The 18,814-nt window shown below is 56.2% G+C and carries 16 protein-coding genes; 7 read left to right on the forward strand and 9 right to left on the reverse strand.

All coding sequences use genetic code 11. The annotated features are described in order from the left end of the window. The first annotated feature begins 153 nt into the window (after positions 1-153). The 7 genes from HMPREF9081_RS01505 to HMPREF9081_RS01535 all read left to right on the forward strand — a co-directional run bounded on the left by HMPREF9081_RS01505 (position 154) and on the right by HMPREF9081_RS01535 (position 8,852). Positions 154-2,586 (forward strand): type 2 periplasmic-binding domain-containing protein, encoded by a 2,433-nt coding sequence (locus HMPREF9081_RS01505; RefSeq protein WP_006305143.1) that lies wholly within the window; start codon positions 154-156, stop codon positions 2,584-2,586. Beyond that, positions 2,574-3,962, forward strand: coding sequence for a sensor histidine kinase (locus HMPREF9081_RS01510; protein ID WP_006305144.1), 1,389 nt, complete (start codon positions 2,574-2,576; stop codon positions 3,960-3,962). The genes HMPREF9081_RS01505 and HMPREF9081_RS01510 overlap by 13 nt, the downstream gene beginning before the upstream one ends. Beyond that, on the forward strand, positions 3,959-4,579 hold the full coding sequence (locus HMPREF9081_RS01515; RefSeq protein WP_006305145.1) for a response regulator transcription factor: 621 nt from the start codon (positions 3,959-3,961) through the stop codon (positions 4,577-4,579). Before HMPREF9081_RS01510 ends, HMPREF9081_RS01515 begins: the two co-directional genes overlap by 4 nt. Positions 4,580-4,751: 172 nt before the next feature. Further along, the gene (locus HMPREF9081_RS01520) at positions 4,752-6,161 is read left to right on the forward strand and encodes an SPFH domain-containing protein (RefSeq protein WP_040394215.1); all 1,410 of its coding nucleotides are present in this window, start codon (positions 4,752-4,754) and stop codon (positions 6,159-6,161) included. Positions 6,162-6,190: 29 nt separating this feature from the next. Further along, positions 6,191-7,309: a TFIIB-type zinc ribbon-containing protein gene (locus tag HMPREF9081_RS01525; protein WP_006305147.1), complete on the forward strand. Its 1,119-nt coding sequence runs from the start codon at positions 6,191-6,193 to the stop codon at positions 7,307-7,309. Positions 7,310-7,321: 12 nt separating this feature from the next. Continuing rightward, entirely contained in the window at positions 7,322-8,155 is an 834-nt protein-coding gene (locus HMPREF9081_RS01530; RefSeq protein WP_006305148.1) for a TPM domain-containing protein, read from the forward strand. A gap of 124 nt (positions 8,156-8,279) precedes the next feature. Next, the gene (locus HMPREF9081_RS01535) at positions 8,280-8,852 is read left to right on the forward strand and encodes a hypothetical protein (RefSeq protein ID WP_040394217.1); all 573 of its coding nucleotides are present in this window, start codon (positions 8,280-8,282) and stop codon (positions 8,850-8,852) included. Positions 8,853-9,419: 567 nt separating this feature from the next. On the opposite strand, the gene HMPREF9081_RS01540 is transcribed toward HMPREF9081_RS01535, so the two are convergent. From HMPREF9081_RS01540 to HMPREF9081_RS01575, 9 genes are all read right to left on the reverse strand, one after another. Beyond that, positions 9,420-9,908, reverse strand: coding sequence for a hypothetical protein (locus HMPREF9081_RS01540; protein WP_154647270.1), 489 nt, complete (start codon positions 9,906-9,908; stop codon positions 9,420-9,422). A gap of 143 nt (positions 9,909-10,051) precedes the next feature. After that, on the reverse strand, positions 10,052-10,258 hold the full coding sequence (locus HMPREF9081_RS01545) for an esterase (RefSeq protein WP_245529833.1): 207 nt from the start codon (positions 10,256-10,258) through the stop codon (positions 10,052-10,054). Between the two features lie 273 nt (positions 10,259-10,531). Further along, positions 10,532-12,256 (reverse strand): GTPase domain-containing protein, encoded by a 1,725-nt coding sequence (locus HMPREF9081_RS01550; protein WP_040394221.1) that lies wholly within the window; start codon positions 12,254-12,256, stop codon positions 10,532-10,534. Between the two features lie 14 nt (positions 12,257-12,270). Next, positions 12,271-14,403: a GTPase gene (locus HMPREF9081_RS01555; RefSeq protein ID WP_006305153.1), complete on the reverse strand. Its 2,133-nt coding sequence runs from the start codon at positions 14,401-14,403 to the stop codon at positions 12,271-12,273. Between the two features lie 49 nt (positions 14,404-14,452). Continuing rightward, entirely contained in the window at positions 14,453-15,352 is a 900-nt protein-coding gene (locus HMPREF9081_RS01560; RefSeq protein ID WP_006305154.1) for an ADP-ribosylglycohydrolase family protein, read from the reverse strand. 6 nt (positions 15,353-15,358) lie between these two features. Next, positions 15,359-16,576: an RtcB family protein gene (locus HMPREF9081_RS01565; RefSeq protein WP_006305155.1), complete on the reverse strand. Its 1,218-nt coding sequence runs from the start codon at positions 16,574-16,576 to the stop codon at positions 15,359-15,361. A gap of 12 nt (positions 16,577-16,588) precedes the next feature. Further along, positions 16,589-16,738: a hypothetical protein gene (locus tag HMPREF9081_RS13750; protein ID WP_006305156.1), complete on the reverse strand. Its 150-nt coding sequence runs from the start codon at positions 16,736-16,738 to the stop codon at positions 16,589-16,591. A gap of 4 nt (positions 16,739-16,742) precedes the next feature. Beyond that, positions 16,743-16,976: a hypothetical protein gene (locus tag HMPREF9081_RS01570; RefSeq protein ID WP_006305157.1), complete on the reverse strand. Its 234-nt coding sequence runs from the start codon at positions 16,974-16,976 to the stop codon at positions 16,743-16,745. A gap of 152 nt (positions 16,977-17,128) precedes the next feature. Next, complete coding sequence (locus HMPREF9081_RS01575) at positions 17,129-18,802, reverse strand: LeoA/HP0731 family dynamin-like GTPase (RefSeq protein ID WP_006305158.1); 1,674 nt, start codon at positions 18,800-18,802, stop codon at positions 17,129-17,131. Between the last annotated feature and the right edge of the window lie 12 nt (positions 18,803-18,814).

Raw genomic sequence — 18,814 nt, forward strand, 5'->3', positions numbered from 1 at the left:
ATTTTATTTTATCATAAAAGATACCAATCCGATAGGAAAAAATTTATTTAAACTCTTCTAGAACTTCTGTAGCTAGGACTTTTTTCTCAAGGAATCTCTTACATTTCCATCGAAATAATACAAATTCAAATATGTATATTGGGAGGGGTGGCGATGAAGCGGTTGCATAGGGCACGGTTCCTCGCCTGTGGACTGATCGCACTCCTCTGCGTTCTCCTCATCCCCGCCTCTACATCGGCACTCACAATTGCCTATGACCGCAACTATGGCACGGCATATGTGAACATTCTGCGCAATGCGTGCGCGGAGCCGACAGAGGCGCGAGGATATACACGCAACCGGCTCGAACTGTTTCAGGATCGTCGTGTGGACGCGATCGAGGTCTACGATTTTGAGGCGGATCACTACCGTCACGGAACGTCGGAGGAGCTTTACTGGTACCCGCATTTCACGGCAACAATCGTGCTTGCCATGCATGAGGATGCGCCCGTATCTGTGCGGGGCTGGACAGATCTCAGGGAGGGCGTCACCATCGTCCTGCCCGACAACTCACCCGAGCGCGAGATCTTTTTCCTGACGCTCGCGCAGCGGATGGGGCCCGACACAGAGACTTCATTCGCCCGACTCGCGCGGATGAAGGACAAGAAACGGCTCCGTTTTTATCCCGTACATCGGGGGCTGCGCGGCGTCTTTGCCGACAGAGACATGCGCGATGTCTACGTGCTCTTTGCCCACGAGGCAGATCGCCTCATTCGGCGCGGCGCACGCCTGCGGATTATCGAGCCTGCCGATGGGACGCTCTCGTTTACAAAGGGGCTGCTCTCACGAACGCCCATCACGTTCTCCGATACCCTGCCCGAGAGTCTGTCGGCAGCGGGCTATCCGCCCGTCTCCGCCGGTGCTGTACCTGCCCGTGCACTGCCGCCCGATTTCCTGTACAGCCTCCGTGCAACGAATGCACGCTACCATGCGGAGATTCAGGAACGCCCCTTCCTTGCGCCGACAGAGCCGTACAAACGTTTTGTCATCCTCATCTGCGCCCTCATCGTGACGGTCTTCTGGGGCGCCTCGATTCATCATCGCGTGCTGCACTACGGCACGCGGCGCGCCGTCCTGCTCCTCATCGCCATGCTCGTCCTCTGGGAGCTGGACCGCGCGGCAAAGATACTCACGCCCGTACATGCCGATGCACTGGAGCACATGCTCTGGTATCTCTACTACGTGTTCCGCGGCGGACTTTCGGTTGCACTCCTGTGGATCGCATGGGCGTCGGACGAGGATGTACTCGACCGCGCAATGCCGCCGTGGCTGAAGGCGATCCTCGGCGTCAACCTCTTCCTCGCTGTGCTCATCCTCTGCAACGATCTGCATCATCACTTTTTCTACTTCACGTGGGACATCGAACTGCAGGAGTGGTCGGATCATCTGGCATGGGGCGCCTATGCCTACTGGACGCTCTGGTTCATCGAAATCCTCGCGGCGCTCCTCCTCCTTCTCGAAAAGGCAAAGCTCCAGCAGGTGCTGCGCCCTGCGATGGTACTGCCCTTCGTGCTCTTCATTCTCTTTATTGTGTACTCCATCGCCTATCAATATGTAGCGTGGGTACAATGGCCGGAGCTTACCGTCATGACGGCACTCTTTTTCCTGCTCCTCATCGAGCTGTGCCTGCGTACGGGGCTCATGCCGTCGAACCTCCTTCATCAGGCGTTCTTCACCCATGCGCGTCTCGCGATGCAGCTCACGGATGCGGCGGGACGAACGGTCTTTGCCTCTGCCGCTGTGCCGCGCGCAGCGGAACGCGACATCCGCAAATCCCGCATGGAACTGGACGGCGGTGCGCTCCTCTGGCAGGAGGATCTCTCTCTCCTGCACGAGCGGCAGCGGCAGCTTGCACTCACACGCGAAGCCCTGAGCCGCTCCCGCGATCTCCTGCGTGCGGAGCACTCCATCCGCAAGCAGCTGCTCCACCTCACACTCAAGCGGCATCTCTCCGAGGAGCTTGAGGCGATCCTTGCGGCGAAGCGCCCGCTCCTGCGCGGTTATCGTGAACAGCTGATGGCAGCGGAGGACGAGGCGGACGTCACCCGCATCATCCGTCGGCTGAATCTCCTCTCCTCCTATCTCAAGAAGCGCTGCGTACTCTTCCTCAAGGGACAGGAGGACGATCACATTCGCACAGACGAGCTCTCGATGGCGATCTCGGAGATCTGTGCCTATCTGCGCCCACTCGGGCTGCGCGTCGGCGTAGAGTGGAGCCTCCCGCAGCTCCTTTACACGGGGACGGCGCTCGCTCTCTTTGACTTCTTCACCGAGTTCCTTGCACATGCCGCCCGCGTGGGGACAGAGGACGTATTCTGCCGCTTTGTCGATGACAGTGTCACCTTCCTGCTGGAAGCTGCGGACTGGATTGCGCCGTGGGCGCTACACTGGGAGGAGCAGCATAGCGTATCGGTCACACTCAGTGATCGCGGCTACGCGCTCTCCCTGACGGTACACCCCGCACGCGGGAAGGAACGGGAACAGAGCGGCGGAACGCAGACACCTGCAGGTGTGCAGACAGAGGAGGCACCGACGTGGAACGACTGACATCGTACACCTATGAGGCGATTCTCATCCTCGTCCTCATTGCATGTCTCGTCCTTGTCGCCGAGACAGCCGCACTCTTTTGGAGTGCCGTCCGCCTCGACCGTCATCGCATCCGCCGCAGTCTGCCGGAGCTCTCGGCGCTTGCCGTCACCCTCTGCCTCACCCTGCTCCTCGGCGGCGGATGGAACCTCTTCCTGATGGGGCTGCCGCCGTACGACTGGCTGGAACAGGAACGCTGCATAGCGGGACTCGCCGCCATCTGTGCGGGACTCTTCTCCATGCGGCGAAATCCCACGCGCGGAGGGCTGCTTGCTGCGGCGGGAGCCTTTTCCCTTCCGCTCTTTGATCGCTTTCTGCCCATCTCCGCGCTCCTCGTCCTTGCACTGCTCGCGGGACGTATGATGCTCCTCATCCGGCACGTACAGGCACGGCGCGCATACGAAGTGACCGTTGCCTCCATCCGCGCGGGACTCGATCTCCTGCCCGACGGGCTGCTCTTTGCCCGCACCGACCACAGCGCCGTCCTCGTCAACATCGCGATGCTGCATTTCATGGAGCGTCTCTTCGGACGTCAGTATCGGAACGCCGAGGTGTTCTGGCAGGAGCTTATGGCGTTTGACAGGCCCTCGGTTGCAGAGAAGCTGCCGCGCACGGATGCCATGCTCTTTCGCTTTACGGCGGGGGACGCATGGCTCGTGCAGCGCGTGCATCTGCATGAAGGGCTCGACGGCTGGCAGCTCACCGCCTCCTGCGTTACGGAGCTGGACGCCGTCACGCAGGAACTCGAGGCGAAAAACGCAGCCCTCAGCACCACGGTGAGCGAACAAAAGGAACTGTTGACGCGCCTCGAGGAGACCGAGCGGCACCGCGCCCTGCAGGAGATCACCTCGCGTGTCCACGATGTGCTCGGTCAGCGCATCAGCATGCTCCAGCAGCTGCTCGCGAGTCCCGCACCAAAGGATGCACTCGACACAATCGTACGGATCGACAGCCTCCTCGATGCGGTGCCGCTCACACAGGAGCCGCACCCTGCCACCCTTCTCGCCGATATGACAGATACCTACACGCGCCTCGGCATCCGTCTCGTCCGCACGGGTGATCTGCCGCGCAATCTGCGCCGTGCACACGCATTTGCCGCCATCATCCGCGAGGCACTGAGCAACGCCGTCTGTCACGGGCGCGCAAACGAGATCCACATCACGCTCACCGAGCGCCACCTGCGCATCCGCGACAACGGCATCGGCTGCCGAACACTGCGCCCCGGCGGGGGGCTCACCGGCATGATCCGCCGCGTGAACGACCTCGGTGGGCGTCTGCTCATCACACCTTCACCGCATTTTGAACTGGACGCACAGATAGGGGAGAAACAAGGATGATTAAACTTCTTCTCGTGGACGATCAAAAGATCCTGCTCGAGGGACTCGTGCAGATCTTCGCCCCGCTCAAGGACATCGAGATCATTGGTACCTGCACCCTCTCGGAGCTCGCGGAGGAGGCGTGCTGCCGCCTTGCCCCCGACCTCGTGCTCATGGACATCTGCATGGAGGGACGCACGAGCGGCATTCAGATCTGCGAGCGTCTCAAGGCGCGTTTCCCTGACCTGCGCGTCGTCCTCATGACGGGCATGCAGGAGGTTGCCTTCCTCGGGTGGGCGAAGAAGGCGGGCGCAGACAGCTTCATCTACAAGGAATCCTCGGGCGAGGCGTTTGTCTCCTGCATCCGCGCGACCATGCGCGGCAAAAAAATCTTCCCGGACCTGCACGGCACGTACACCTTCGGCGGCACGAACATCCCGCTGACGAAGCGCGAGTTCGCCATCCTGCAGCACATCTGTCACGACAAGACATACGAGGAGATCGCGGACGAGCTCGGGATCACGAAGCGCACCGTCCACTTCCACATCGGCAACATCCTCTCCAAGACGGGCTACAAGACCATCGTCGGGCTCGCCGTCGAGGCGACCGAGCGCGGCTATACGGGCGGTACGGTATAAAAGGATGGGGCTGTTGCACGAACGCCCCATCTTTTTATATCTCATATTCCAATTTTTTCAAAAATTTTTTACAAAACCTGTCATTTATGACAGTATGTTTTTTCTCGTGATGTGTTACAATATAGAAGAACTTTCAAAACGCTTGCGTTTATTATGCAAAGGAGGAAATACCATGGGGCTTATCCAAGCAGCAGTCGGCTCCGTCAGCGGAGTACTCGCCGACCAGTGGAAAGAATATTTCTACTGCGACAGTCTCGATAAGGACACCCTTGTTGCGAAGGGGCAGAAGCGTGTCGGTAGGCGCAGCTCCAACACGAGCGCGACGGACAACATCATCAGCAGCGGCTCCGGCATTGCCGTCAACGACGGACAGTGCATGATCATCGTCGAGCAGGGCAAGGTTGTCGAGATCTGTGCCGAGCCCGGTGTGTTCACCTACGACAGTTCCACCGAGCCGACCGTCTTCGGCGGTGACCTCGCAAATGATCTCGTGGCTGTCCTCAAGAACATCGGCAAACGTTTCACATACGGCGGCGACGCGCCGAAGGATCAGCGCGTCTACTATTTCAACACGAAGGAAATCATGGGCAACAAATACGGGACGGCGCAGTCCATCCAGTTTGAGACCATGATCGGTCAATATATGCTGAACGTCAACATTCGCTGCTTTGGTGAGTACAGCTACCGCATCACGAACCCGATTCTCTTCTACACGAACGTCTGCGGCAACATCGAGGGCGTTTACGAGCGCAGCGAAATCGACTCGCAGCTCAAGAGCGAACTCCTCACCGCATTGCAGCCCGCGTTCGGGCGAATCGCTGCAAAGGGCATCCGCTACACCCAGCTCATCAACTACACGAAGGACATCAGGAACGAACTCTCCGAGGAGCTCTCCGAGGAGTGGGGCAAACGGCGCGGCATCGAGATTGTATCCTTCGGCGTGTCGAGCGTCAAGGCGAACGAAGAGGATGAGAAGCGCATCAAGGAGATCCAAGACAGCGCAATCATGAGCGATCCGAACCTGCGTGCCGGTCGTCTCGCGGGTGCCACGGCGGACGCCATGCGCACCGCCGCCGGCAACGAGGCGGGCATGGGCGGCGCGTTCGGCTTCATGGGCATGGGCATGGCAGGAAATGCCGGCATGGGCGCGATGGGCGCGTTTGGTCCGCAGGGCGGAGCCGCTCCGCAGGGCAACCCGCTTGCACCGCCGCAGGCAGCGCCCGCAGCGGCAGGATGGACGTGCAGCTGTGGACAGACGGGCAACACGGGGAAATTCTGCTCTGGCTGCGGCAAGCAAAAGCCCGCCCCCGCCGCCAGTTGGAACTGCCCCTGCGGACACACGGGCAATACCGGCAAATTCTGTGCCGAGTGTGGGAAACCGCAGCCGTCCGCCGAGGGATGGTCGTGCTCGTGCGGCGCGACGAACGCGGGGCGGTTCTGCGCGAACTGCGGCAAACCGAAACCGGCGGGCGCACCACTCTATGTGTGCGACAAGTGCGGCTGGAAACCCGACGATCCCGCCCACCCACCAAAGTTCTGCCCGCAGTGCGGCGATGTCTTCGACGAGAACGATAAGCAGTAAGCCTTCGTGTTAGAAGAGAGGTGACTGATATGGCAGATACAAGCGTCAGCTACAAATGCCCCAACTGCGGTGCGCCCCTCTCCTTTCTGCCGGGGCACGACCACGTAACCTGCGAGTATTGCAACACCGAGCTTGACATCGCAACCGTCGAAAATCTCTTTCAAAAAGAGCAGGAAAAGGCGGCACTCGCCGCCGCAGCAGAAGAGTCGAAGTGGAGAACCGAGGCAGCGGGCGGTGAGTGGGACACCGCCGAGGCCGAGACGATGAAGATCCAGACCTGCTCCTCCTGCGGCGCAGAACTCGTCTCCGACGGCAACACCATGGCGACCGAATGCGCCTACTGCGGCAGCCCAAACATGATCCCCAGCCAGTTCGGCGGCATGCTGCGCCCCGACTTCGTCATCCCCTTCCAAAAGACGAAGCAGGATGCCATCGCCGCACTCAAGGAGTTCTACGGCGCGGGGCTGCGCAAATACATCCTCCCGAGCGCATTCACCTCTGAGAACCGCATCAAGGAAATCCAGTCCATGTACGTCCCCTTCTGGCTGTTCGACTCGAAGGTGCGCGCGAGCGCAACATTCCGCACGGAGAACGACAGCGTGCGCGAGACCTCGAACGAGATCATCACCGAGACCAGTCACTACAGCTGCGAGCGCAGCGGCTCCATGACATTTGAACGCATTCCCGTCGACGGCAGCAAGCGCATGGATGATAAATATATGGAAAGCATCGAGCCGTTCGACTACAGTGCACTCGTCCCCTTCTCCGCCGCCTACTTCACGGGGCACATCGCGGACAAATACGACGTGGATGCCGAGACGAGCGTCCCACGCGCCGACAAGCGCGTGCGCGAGAGCGCCGTCGGCGTCCTCGAGAGCACAGTCAAGGGCTACGACCGTTGCTCCCTCGACGGCGAGGCGAGCGTTATCAAGGAGGACGGCACCGTCAGCTACGCCATGGCACCCGTCTGGATTCTCACGACGAAGTACCAGAACAAGCCCTACACCTTTATGATGAATGGGCAGACCGGCAAGGTCGTCGGCTCCGTCCCCATCGACCGTGCGAAGGTGCTGCTCTACTCCGTCATCCCCGCCATCGTGAGCATCCCCATCTTCTACTTCCTCGCGAAGTTCGTTCTGTCGGATTAAGGAGGCGCAGCGATGCTTACAAAAACGAAAAAGAGCCTCAGCGCCCTCCTCGCCCTCCTCCTTCTCCTCTGCATCACGTCCATCGCTCTCGCCATGCCGCGGCAGACACAGCAGCCAAAGGCACAGAACGGGATTGAGGCAGAGTGCATCATCGACGAGGCGGACATCCTGACAGACAGCGAGGAGACTGCACTGAACGCAAGGCTCACCGCGATCGAAGAAACACACAGGGTACGCATCCTGATCGGCACACTGAAGGGGACGAACGAACAGGCACTCGACAAGGTCGCAAACAACGTCGTGGACCAGATTGCGACTGCCGAGAACGGCACCATCGTCCTCCTCCTCTCGATGAAGGAGCGGGACTGGTACATCTCCGCCGACAACAAGATGCGTGCGCGCATCACCGACGGCAAGGGCATCGACTACCTTGCGGGCGAATTCCTGCCCGATCTCAAGGAGAACAAGTACGCCGCCGCGTTCACCGCATTTGCAAAGACCACGGACGAGATGCTGACCTACTACGAGAAGGAAGGCAAACCGTACGATCCCGCGAACGCCTTTAACCTCATGGCATTCGGCATCGCGCTCGCCTGTGCGCTCATCCTCGGCGGCACCATCTACTATATGCTGTACGAGTACGAGAGCAACGTCACCTTTGCGGCGGAGGCGGATGCCTACCTGAACCACGACAGCTTCCAACTCACGCAGGACGAGGACAACTTCCTCTACACCACCGTCACGCGCAAGACCAAGGAGAAGTCCTCCTCCTCTTCCTCCTCCGGCTCCAACGTCAGCACCTCCAGCAGCGACAGCAGCCACGGCGGCGGAGGAGGAAAGTTCTAGCCTACCCTATCGCAGCGGAGCGATGACCGCTAGCGGTGGAAGGGGCGCTCGTAGCGATACGGCTGACATAATGGCAAGGGACGCCTTGAGCGTCTATGAAAACAATCACAAAGGAGCGATTATCATGAAAACACGATTCCTCAGCCTTCTCTGCACCGCCCTGTTTGCCGCAGGCATCCTCCTCGGTGCGGCGACAGCATCTGCCCACGGCATGACCTATTGGGAGGCGACACTTGTTCTGGATGATACGGCTACGGGCGGGCAGAACCAACTGGAACCGCGCAAAGCCACACTCGCTGATGCCCGCAGGGCTATCGTCCGCGCAGGGCTTGCGGACGACTATCAGAAGAAAGACTTCTCGGGCGACGGCATGCGCTTCATCACCTTCGACTTCAACTACGCCGAACACTTCATTTTCCGCGCCGTGACAGGTGCGAAGGATACGCGCGATGCGGGCAACCTCACCATAACGAGCTACGATATCATGGGGAAGAGCGTCCGCACCCTCAGCGGACTCTGTGTCGGAAAGAGCTACGAGGACATCGAGGAGATGTACGGCGAACCCTCCTTCTCCGAGACAAACGAGGACGGCACGACCGCCTGCACATACGCGTTTGATGACAAAGCCGCCACGCTCACCTTCGACATCGACGATGCGGGCATCATCCAAGCGATCAAGTTCCGCACTGAAATCTGAGTATTTGCGCACACGAAAAAACCACCCGTATTTTGGGTGGTTTTTTCATGTGATACAAACACGCTTTCTCCTACGTAATTTCTATGCTATACTGTTTTTGCTGTCGCACCTCAAAATCTAGGGAATCGCTGATAAAATGAAGTCCGTCAGATTGGCGTAGATTTTTTCGTCCGAACAAGGAGGCAAACCGGACGCATAGCCAAAGCTATGTGGAGGATTTGCCGACGAAGTGCGGGCAAAAAAGATACGTCAAGATGGCGGTGCTGAATTTATCAGTGCTTCCCTCGCGATAGGTGGAGGGAGGTGACTCGGTTGGTTGACATTCTCGTATCTTTCGGAGTAGGCTTTGCCGCCAGTCTATTGGCGGCATACGTCTATGACCGGCTGTGCCGTCGCGACAGCTAACCATCTCTGCGCCTGTCAGCAAGCCTAAGCTGCGAAAGCGCACGAACGCCCTGCGGTGCCTAAAGCCGCAGGGCGTTTTGTTGGTGCTCGGGTGGTGATCGACCATCCTCATATCTTTGTGTCTTGATTATAGCATTGCAAAGAGAATATTTCAAGCACCTATTACTCAGGCAAACGTTTCATCTCGTACGCATTCGGAGATTGCAGAGCCCCCGATAATTCCCGCGCACGCAGGGGCGACAGATGTTTTTCAACCATGGAGGTTGCTTGCTCTTTAATCTTTTCAAGGCTCTGCCCCAACTGATCCAAATCTTTTTGTACGATTTGAATCAACTCGCCCGCCCGTGTCTGAATCATACGTTCTTGCTCTCTCACATCCTCTATCATCATGGTACGCTCCGAACACTCCTCCGGAAAAATCTCCTGAATTTGTTTCACTCTCGAAAACATTTGATTCATCGCCCGATTTTGAATGGCAATATATTCATTTACCATTTCCATACACATACGGTGTGCCCGCATGCGCAACTCAATATTCATCGATCCAATACATTCGAACATTTTCTCTGCTGCTTTGCTCAAATCCTCCTGATATTGCTTGATTGCTTCTACCGCTTTTTGATTGCGCTCAAATTCTTTGTCGGCAATCATGTTGTCGATTTCGACATGCCTCTGCCGGAGGTTCGCCTCAATCTCTGCTTCTCCTCGATGCGTCAAGATGGTTGCGGACGACCTCACCCCGACCCGGGCACTCGTACAGCTGCAGCAGACGAAAGCCCTTGTTATCTTTGTAGTCAAGTTCCACGCTGGTTCCTCATTTCACATTTTTTCTTATATTGCTCCGCCGCCTCATCGCTCTTCATCTCCAGAAAGGCAATGATCCAAAGGAGAAGGACAATCGTCGCAAGGGATATCAACACCCCGAGGAAGCCAAACGATTTATAAACTTCGCCGAGCAAGCAAAAAAGCGAAGGAAGAACAAAAACAACCACGAAGGGCATCACCATCACTCCATTCCATCAAACAAGTAAAGGAATCACTCACTGATAAAATAGACGCTCAGATTGGTGCAGATTTTTCCGCCGAAATGCGGGTAAAAAGATGCGCTAAGATGGTAGTGTTGAACGTATCGCTTCCTTATTGCACAACTTCCGTCAAAATCCTATCCTTCTTGTTCCAGCGCGAAGATCACCAGATCCTCGAACCCCTCCTCGAACCGCCGACGCATCCGCATCCACATAAATCTGCATCGCCTCAGTCCTTAGATACACATGTTATCTGTCATCATCTTTTCTCATCTCAGTGTATCTCATTGCGTCTCTGTGAATGTCTGAAATAAGATTTTGACACTCCTGCTGAAGATTTGTGAGTCGATCGTAGGTCGCCGAGCGCCCGGCACGCATTTTTTCAATCTCAGCGAGCCTAACATCTATCTGGTGAATCGGCACAATATAATTCTCCTCCAACAAGTTCGCAAGAGCCTTTCTGAAGTGCCGCGAAACGCTCTGCGCCGCTTGGCTGAATCCACCGCGCACGGACTCCCGTCCCTGTCTCATATCCTGTGCGAGCTGCTCCGCATCCCGGTCCGCCTTGACCTGCATCCCAACGGACAGGATAACCCCAAACACACCGAGCGCCTTCCCTGCGACGTTGATTCCCTTTGCAAATTTGACCGCTTCCCACGGCTTGAAATTATGCCCGAAGAAGTGTCCGATATCCTTTACCAGCGCATGCGCATTCCCGCCCGCAAACTGCCTCAACCCGTTTGCCCCGGGGTTCGCCAGCGCATAGTCTGCAACATTTTTTCCTGCCTTCTCCAGAAAATCTCCCTTTAGGATTTTCTCGACGAGAGGATTCTCTGCACCGTTCTTTGGGTTCAAACGGAATTCGAGGTCCTTTGAAAATGCCGATCCATAGAACGCATCGAGCTTCTCCCCGCCGCTGCGCGAGACTTTCTCGATCTCCTTTTCAATACGGTTGACGCAATCATCTGAAATGCGCTCAACCTTGTTATATGCAGCCTCAAGAGCCGTGTTCGCAGCATCTTCGCTGTCATAGTCATAGATCGCATTGGCAATCTCCCGCCCTACGTCATGAATCTCGGCAACAGCATCTTCGATTGCCGCTTTAACCGCCGTCTCAAGCCGCCACTGGTTCGCCTGCACAATATGACGCTCTTGGCGCAGATGCTCCTCCACGGCATCCACATCGTTGTCTCCGACGGATGGCTGATATTCCTTCATCGCATCACGGATGCACGCATCCATCTCGTAGAGTGCCGTGGTCATCCGCGATGGCATTTCCTTTTCGCGGATAAAGTCGTTCAGCACAGAAACAAACTCTTCGTAATTGCTCCGCTCAACCAACTCCGCCACAATTTCCTCATCCGTCTCGTCACGGCTGTCCACATACGACTCGGCATCGATGAACACGACGTGCAGATCCTTGGGCGTATACGGATGGGTCACCTTTTCTAAATCCTGTTCTTTGATTCTGCGGTGCTCCGGCGTATTCCCGACATCTGCCATCTTATTCACGACCAATATCATTTCGCCCGCCTTGTCCGCATCAATGAGCAGCTTGCGGAAGTTCTGCCCGATGAAGTCATCGAACAGTTCCTTTGTGACAACATAGACAAGCATATCCGCCGATGTCATTGCCTGATACGAGATTTCATCATGATCGGGGCGCAGTGTCGTATGAATCCCCGGCGTATCAATCACCTGTATTCCGTTCCAGTCATAGGTATGTGCCACCTGCGTCGTGATCCCCTCACCGACGGCAATATTCTCAACGCCCGTGAGCGCCTTGAGAATGGTAGACTTGCCCGCGCTGTACTGCCCCGCAAATACGATGCTGAGGGGCTTGTCCGCCGCAAAAATACTCTGCGGCAGAGCAGAATCACGATAGTCAATTGCTTTGAATTCATCGCGCACGCGTTGAAGCAGCTCATTGCTCCGCCCAGCCCATTGTCCAAGCGCTACATTCATTTCCTGCATCTCTGTCCCCTCCATCAGTTCATAACGACCATCTCTGTGAGCTGCTGCGCCAGCCGAATACGGCTGCGCAGAGCGGCATCACTGACATCCAGTTGAGGAATACTCACGCAACACGGAGCGTGCCCAACCGAGGTGACAATGCGACTCTCCCAAATTTCCTTCGGAGGAATATCGGGACTCCAAATCGCCTCCCGCAGCACATCGTATACATCATCACAGCCCTCAATACAGAGAACCTGCTCTCTGAGCAGTGCCGCCAGTTCGTCCTGCGCGCTATGCGGTAAAACGCCGCCTTGCGTACAGTCCATCATCACAGTATCGCCGGGAATACGCGCCACCTTGCCGATATGCCGCATCATCCCGTCCCGTCCAATATGGTCAAATGCTGCTTTTAACAACTCTGTATTGATTTTCCGCAGCTTGTCATTTAACATGCGTGCCGTATTTCGTTGAGCCTCGGACAGTTTGGAAACGGAACTTTCGATTTTATATACGACTCTCTGCATCGGCAATACATATTCCTTGATGAGATTTTTTTGCAGACAGCTGTTCATGTCTTTGCGCAGCTGTTTGATGATCTCTTCGATATGCTCCGTCAGTTTCTTCTCCAGTTTGCGGCGGGCATCTCGTACCTTTTTCTCCCGATCAGTAAAGAGAAACGATATCAGAGTGCTAGCAGCCGCAATTCCAAAAAGAACCCATCCTCCAGGATTCCACCAGTTTGCTAATGCACCGATAACAAGACCGCCATTTCCCACAGCGGCAAACCAGTTCCACATCCGCTTCGCATCAATAATAGACTCCATATTGATGCTATGGTTGGTGAACGATTGCTCAGAAAAACGCATCTCGGCACAGATTGCACGGCTGATTTCACGGAGTTCTGCCTCATACTCGTGCCCTAACTGATTGATTAGCTCCTCTGCCTTGCCGCTAATATTGCGCTTTTTGAGCATTGCTGCCCAAGCGTCGCCTGCTCTTTGATCATCATAATGTTCCTCGGCAAATTCGGCAACACTTCGTTTCAGAGAACTCCGCAGATTCGTAAGGAATGTCTCGATCCTCTTCTCTCCGTCCGCCTCGAACGAGGAAATCCAAGAAGCCAGATTTGCCCGTTTCTCACCGAGTAGTTCCTGCTGTTTTAGATTCTGGACACTATACCGAAACAAACGCTCCACCATTGTCAAGGCTGGGACGGCTACGGCATCGAGAAAGGTCTTGAACTTATAAAAACTCCCACGCGCGCATACCTCGCGGATGATATACTCCTCGACCAAAGGAAAGCGTGAAAGCTCATAGACTTCATCCCTGACTTCCTGAAAAGCGTCCTGTTGAGACAAAAACGCTGCCTTCAAATGCACAGGAATGAACGGTATACCACTCCAATCACTTCCGTATTGCCGTCCAAACGCAACGAATTGCTCCTGTAAGTCGCGCAGTCGTTTCGGCGCGAATTTCTTGGTCATATCACGCCGAAACAAGCCCTTATTCAAATCATTCGGCGAACGCAAGGCCACATTTACATTGATGAGGCAGATCACGGGTTTCCCGAGTCGGAGGATATGGTCAAGGCATTCCGCCTCTTTCGCCTGCGGGGCATCATTCGTAATGAGGAACAGGATGAGGTCACCCTTCTTTGCCGCTTCGTAGGCAACGCGCTCATCCTCCGCCCCCTCGAACGCAGCAATCCCCGGCACGTCGGTGATTTGCAAATTCTTATACCGATAGGTGCGAACATCGCGTGTTGTGCGCTGCCCACCGAGACCGATGGACGCGCCATTCCCACGGATAAGAATCTCCATCAATGTGGATTTGCCCGCCATCGTTCTGCCGAAAAGAGTAATGGCGAACGTATCCTTGACCAGACCGCCGACCTCCTCAGCCACCTTCATCGGAACAGCACCAAAATCCGATTGAATCGATGATAGTTGCGCAATCAAATCATTCATCATTTTCGGGTCATTGAACTTACTTCTTTTGAGAGTACGAATCTGATTACTTAACTGCTCACTCATGTGATGGATGCTTTTCTTGAGTGCCTCCGTCCCATCTATGGCAATGTCATAGCCACGACGCGCAGATATCGCGCAAGCATCTAATACAGCTGTCAAATCATTTTCTGTTCGACGGGAATTTTGCTCTATCATATGATTCCGCCCCTTAACATTTCTTTCCAAATATATCACTAATTCTGCATCATTTCTTCTTTTTCCTGCTATGAACCGAATTCCTTCGTATCACACTATAGAAGCTGTTCAACGGACGTTCCTCACGCCAGCAAAGTTCTCCGCCCCTGCGTTCCTCCCGCATCATATCGAATGCAAACAGGACTTCGCGCATATCCGCAGGAATCCGCTTCACGCACTCCTCATGCAGATCATCGGGACAGCCGTAGAATGCCTCAGCGATGCTGCCCGCAATGCAGGCAGTGGTGTCGGTGTCGCCACCGAGGGAGACGGCGCCCCGGATGGCATCAACCATGCTCGTGCTCTCGAAAAAGGCGGTAATCGCCTCGGGGACGCTGCCCTGACAGGTGGCGTCCATGCGATAGTGCGGGCGGATCGCCTTGAGCGAGCGCGAAAAATCATAGCCGTACTGCCCTGAGATGTATTGCCGAATGACGGCTTTGCTGCTCCCCCCGCGTGCAAGATAGATGGCACTCGCGACTGCCTCCGCGCCCTTGATGCCCTCGGGATGATTGTGCGTAACCTCCGCCGTCCAGCGTGCGACCTTCTGCGTGAGCGAAAAGCTCGAATAGAGCCACCCGACGGAGGAGACGCGCATCGCCGCACCGTTGCCAAAGCTGCCGTAGGGCTGCGGATCATCCGTCACGAGCCATTTGCGGAACAATCCGCCATAGCCGACGCGCGGATAACAGCGTCCCCAGTGCTGCATGAAGTGCACCACATCGGCTTTCACTGTTGCCTCATTCGGTGTCTGCCCCGACGCCATCAGAGCCTCGGCGACGGCGATGGTCATGACGGTATCGTCTGTGAAGCGTGTGTGTGCGGGGAAAAGCTCGAACTCTTTCGTCTTTTCCCCACGGTCGAACTCGTAGGGCGAGCCGATGATGTCCCCCAAAATTGCGCCGTACACGAGCGTTCACCCCGCCTTGAAATTATAGATCGGCTTCAGCACCTCGATCACGTCCACGCTGTCCTCGATCACGTCAATGATGTCCGCGAGCGACTTGTACGCCATCGGTGCCTCGTCAAGTGTGTTCTCATTGACCGCCGTTGTATAGACATCTACCATTGTTTCGCGGAACTCGTCCATGGAGAGGTTTTCCTTTGCCGCCGTACGCGACATGAGGCGTCCCGCGCCGTGCGGTGCGGAGTAGTTCCAGTCCGGCTCGCCGCGCCCGACGGCGAGAATGCTGCCGTCGCGCATGTTGATTGGGATGAGGACGCGCTCACCCTTGTGCGCTGCGATTGCTCCCTTGCGGAGAATGCGCTCCTCGGTGTCAATGTAGTTGTGTATGGTGTGGAACGCCTCGCCCGCCACAAGCCCCGTGCGCTCCAAGAGAACGCGCGCAAGGACTTCGCGATTCCGCCGCGCGAAGTCCTGACAGATCTCGATGTCGTGCAGGTAGTCCTCAAGGTAGCTGCCAAAAAGGAACGCGAGGTCGGCGGGAATTTCCGCCGCCTTTGCCTGAAACGCGCGATTCAGATCCTTGAGCGCCTCCTGCAGCTCGCCGCGCCGTCCCTCCGCCTTATACCTGCGGATGAGCTCGTCACGCGCACGGAACAGTTCGTCCTTGCCGTGCGAGAGATCGATGGCGATATTCTGATAGTATTCGGCGACCTGCTTGCCGAGGTTGCGGCTGCCCGTGTGGATGACGAGGTAGTTCGTGCCGTCCGCGCTGCGGTCGATCTCGATGAAGTGATTGCCACCGCCGAGCGTGCCGAGGCTGCGTGCGATGCGCTTTGTGTCCTTGAGGGCGCGATAGCAGCACAGACCGAGGAGGTCGAACTTCTCCTGCCGCCCGTCCCAGAGGTTTCGTCCCGAGGGGACGTAGTGCGCCGCCTCATCGAAGCGCGCGAGGTCGATCTCCTCCTTGCCAAGGTCAACCGTATACATGCCGCAGCCGATGTCCACACCGACGAGGTTCGGAACCACCTTGTCCCGGACGGTCATCGTTGTGCCGATGGTGCAACCCTTGCCCCAGTGTACGTCGGGCATGATGCGGATGCTCGCGCCCTCCGTGAACTCATAGTCGCACATGCGGCGGATCTGCTCGACCGCCTCGTCCTCGATCACCTTTGCGTATGCAATCGCGACGCCGCAACGTCCGCGTATCTCCATGCGATCCATTGTCATTCATGCTCCCCCCTAGTTCAAAGAAATCACGAGCGCGATAAGAAATTTGATGCCCATGACGCCCCAATACAGTACTTTTACGATGGCGTATGCGACCAGCAGTACCAGTACAGTGACGCATTCGCCAACGAGCTTCACAACGCCCTTGATTGTTTCCATCATTCACCTACCTGCGGAAAATCTTCCCATCGTCCGCCCCGTCGCGAAACAGCCCGCCGCGCCAGATGCCGGGGAATGCGAGCCGATCGCGCGTCAGTACATCATACATGCGATAGCCATCCATCCTGCACGCAGGGCACGGGCTCTGCACGAATTTCACCAGCCCGAGCCGATAGGGACAGCGCGCACACGGCGGACGCACCGCACGAAATACGTTCTGCAAATTCTTCAACACGCTCATTATCCTCGCCTCCTGTACTCTCTTCTTGATGTCCCTATCTTAGCAGAACCTCCGCCTCCATAGGTCGCCGCACAGGCGACATTTCATGATTTATCTCGATGATAGCAAAAGACATGGACGAATTGCGCCCATGCCCGAATATTTCCTCCTGCTTATGCCGTCTGCATCTTTTTCAGCAGGTTTTCCGCATCCTTCTGCCACATCGCAAGTGCTTGCGTATGTTGTTCCAGTTCCTCGATCTTGGTGCGACCATCTTCAATCGCCTGCTCAAGTTCTGGAATATGCGGTGCGTAGTTTTTGTAGAACGCCTCTCCTCCGATGCTGTCTCGCGTATCCTTGATCGCATCTTCCACAGCGTTGTGAAGATCCTCTTTGAGTTTCGCCAGCCGCGCATTCCTCTCTTGGATAGAGCAGAGATCATAAACCATCATCACAACCGTTAAAATCCCGTTCGCAATAGGCGCAAACCGCGCTATCTTCACCACCTGCCACGGTTTGAACTTGATGACGATGCCAATCTTGCCGAGCAGGTCTCGCCCGATGAAGATCCCCTTTCGCGCACCTTCAACCATCACGCCCTTAGGCATATGCTTGAGTCCCTTGACCCCTTTTTTGAGTCCGTCCGCAAAAAGATTCTCCTGTGTACGAGTCAACTTTTCAAGGGAGCTGCTCAGGAACTCCGTTTCGCTCCGCATCAGGGAAAAATGGCGTTCCATGATTTTCTGCAGCTGATGCTCGAACTCATGTCCATACTCCTCACCGATCTGTCCGATCTGCATTTTAATAAACGCCTCTGCATTGTCGAGTGTCAGTCCGTGGATCTCTCCGACCAGTTTATTGCGATAATCGTCCAAATCCTCGTAACAGGCATTGCGCTCCCGTTCAAGATGCTCCTTTGTACGTGTGACCTCTTTCTTCTGCTGCGTATTTGTCTCGTACAGCGCAGGAAGAATCGTTGTTTCATAGTTCTCGACGATTTCACCGACCGCCGCGATGTTCTCCCGCAGAAGGACACACGCGGTCTCGCGCGAAGCATCATCGAGCAGCCCCACTTCTGTGTGTCCCGCAAGGAGCTCGTCGATTGCCGCTTTGAGTTCCCCCATATGCGAGCGTTGCATATATGCGTCCATGTGCTCCTTCCAGAACGCCATCCCCCTCCGCTCGGGGTCAGCAGCAATGCAGACGATGCGGGCATTCCGTGATTCTTCCATCGTCAGCCCGACGAGTTCCTCCAGCTTCGTACGCACCGCACTCTTCTTGATCTCCGCCTGTTTCGCATAGGCTTCATCATCGGTCACGTCCGCGACATCATCCATTCGGTTGACGACGAAGATCATGCGGTCAGACTTGCCGAGATCACGCATAACATGGCGCAAAAGCTCCTTGTGGCTGTCCTTGATGGGATTCTTGCTCTCGACAACATAGAGCAGCACGGGAGCTTCGTCGAAATAGCGGCGCGTGATGGCATCGAAATGCTGCAACTTTCCTGAGACCGCCATCTCTTTCGTCCCAAAGAGCCCCGGCGTGTCCACCATGCGACATGGCATCTTTGCTTCATCCGGCTCGTAGATGTGGATGCCGGCCGTCGCCTCATCCATGGCGATCTCCATTCCGTCGAGTGTATCACCCGCAAGACCCGCGATAACGCTCGTCTTGCCGTCCGAGAATGCACCGACGAGGGCGATGGAGAGCTTTTCTTTCGGAAGCTCCGCCAGCTTCTTGTCGAGCTTTTCACAATCCTCCTGACAGTCCACCCCCAACGCAGAAAGTTTCTTGAGCCGCTCCTTAACCGCCTCGTAGCGGGATTTTGCCGTCATGTTTTGCATGAGAATATCCTC

The organism is Centipeda periodontii DSM 2778 (genome assembly GCF_000213975.1).
Lineage (GTDB): Bacteria > Bacillota > Negativicutes > Selenomonadales > Selenomonadaceae > Centipeda > Centipeda periodontii.

Coding starts and splice junctions, on each gene's coding strand:
- HMPREF9081_RS01535 (WP_040394217.1), top strand. CDS start 8,280: ATGAAAACACGATTCCTCAGCCTTCTCTGCACCGCCCTGTTTGCCGCA.
- HMPREF9081_RS01565 (WP_006305155.1), bottom strand. CDS start 16,576: ATGACAATGGATCGCATGGAGATACGCGGACGTTGCGGCGTCGCGATT.
- HMPREF9081_RS01550 (WP_040394221.1), bottom strand. CDS start 12,256: ATGCAGGAAATGAATGTAGCGCTTGGACAATGGGCTGGGCGGAGCAAT.
- HMPREF9081_RS01575 (WP_006305158.1), bottom strand. CDS start 18,802: ATGCAAAACATGACGGCAAAATCCCGCTACGAGGCGGTTAAGGAGCGG.
- HMPREF9081_RS01555 (WP_006305153.1), bottom strand. CDS start 14,403: ATGATAGAGCAAAATTCCCGTCGAACAGAAAATGATTTGACAGCTGTA.
- HMPREF9081_RS01515 (WP_006305145.1), top strand. CDS start 3,959: ATGATTAAACTTCTTCTCGTGGACGATCAAAAGATCCTGCTCGAGGGA.
- HMPREF9081_RS01505 (WP_006305143.1), top strand. CDS start 154: ATGAAGCGGTTGCATAGGGCACGGTTCCTCGCCTGTGGACTGATCGCA.
- HMPREF9081_RS01570 (WP_006305157.1), bottom strand. CDS start 16,976: ATGAGCGTGTTGAAGAATTTGCAGAACGTATTTCGTGCGGTGCGTCCG.
- HMPREF9081_RS01545 (WP_245529833.1), bottom strand. CDS start 10,258: ATGCCCTTCGTGGTTGTTTTTGTTCTTCCTTCGCTTTTTTGCTTGCTC.
- HMPREF9081_RS01525 (WP_006305147.1), top strand. CDS start 6,191: ATGGCAGATACAAGCGTCAGCTACAAATGCCCCAACTGCGGTGCGCCC.
- HMPREF9081_RS01530 (WP_006305148.1), top strand. CDS start 7,322: ATGCTTACAAAAACGAAAAAGAGCCTCAGCGCCCTCCTCGCCCTCCTC.
- HMPREF9081_RS01540 (WP_154647270.1), bottom strand. CDS start 9,908: ATGATTGCCGACAAAGAATTTGAGCGCAATCAAAAAGCGGTAGAAGCA.
- HMPREF9081_RS01520 (WP_040394215.1), top strand. CDS start 4,752: ATGGGGCTTATCCAAGCAGCAGTCGGCTCCGTCAGCGGAGTACTCGCC.
- HMPREF9081_RS13750 (WP_006305156.1), bottom strand. CDS start 16,738: ATGATGGAAACAATCAAGGGCGTTGTGAAGCTCGTTGGCGAATGCGTC.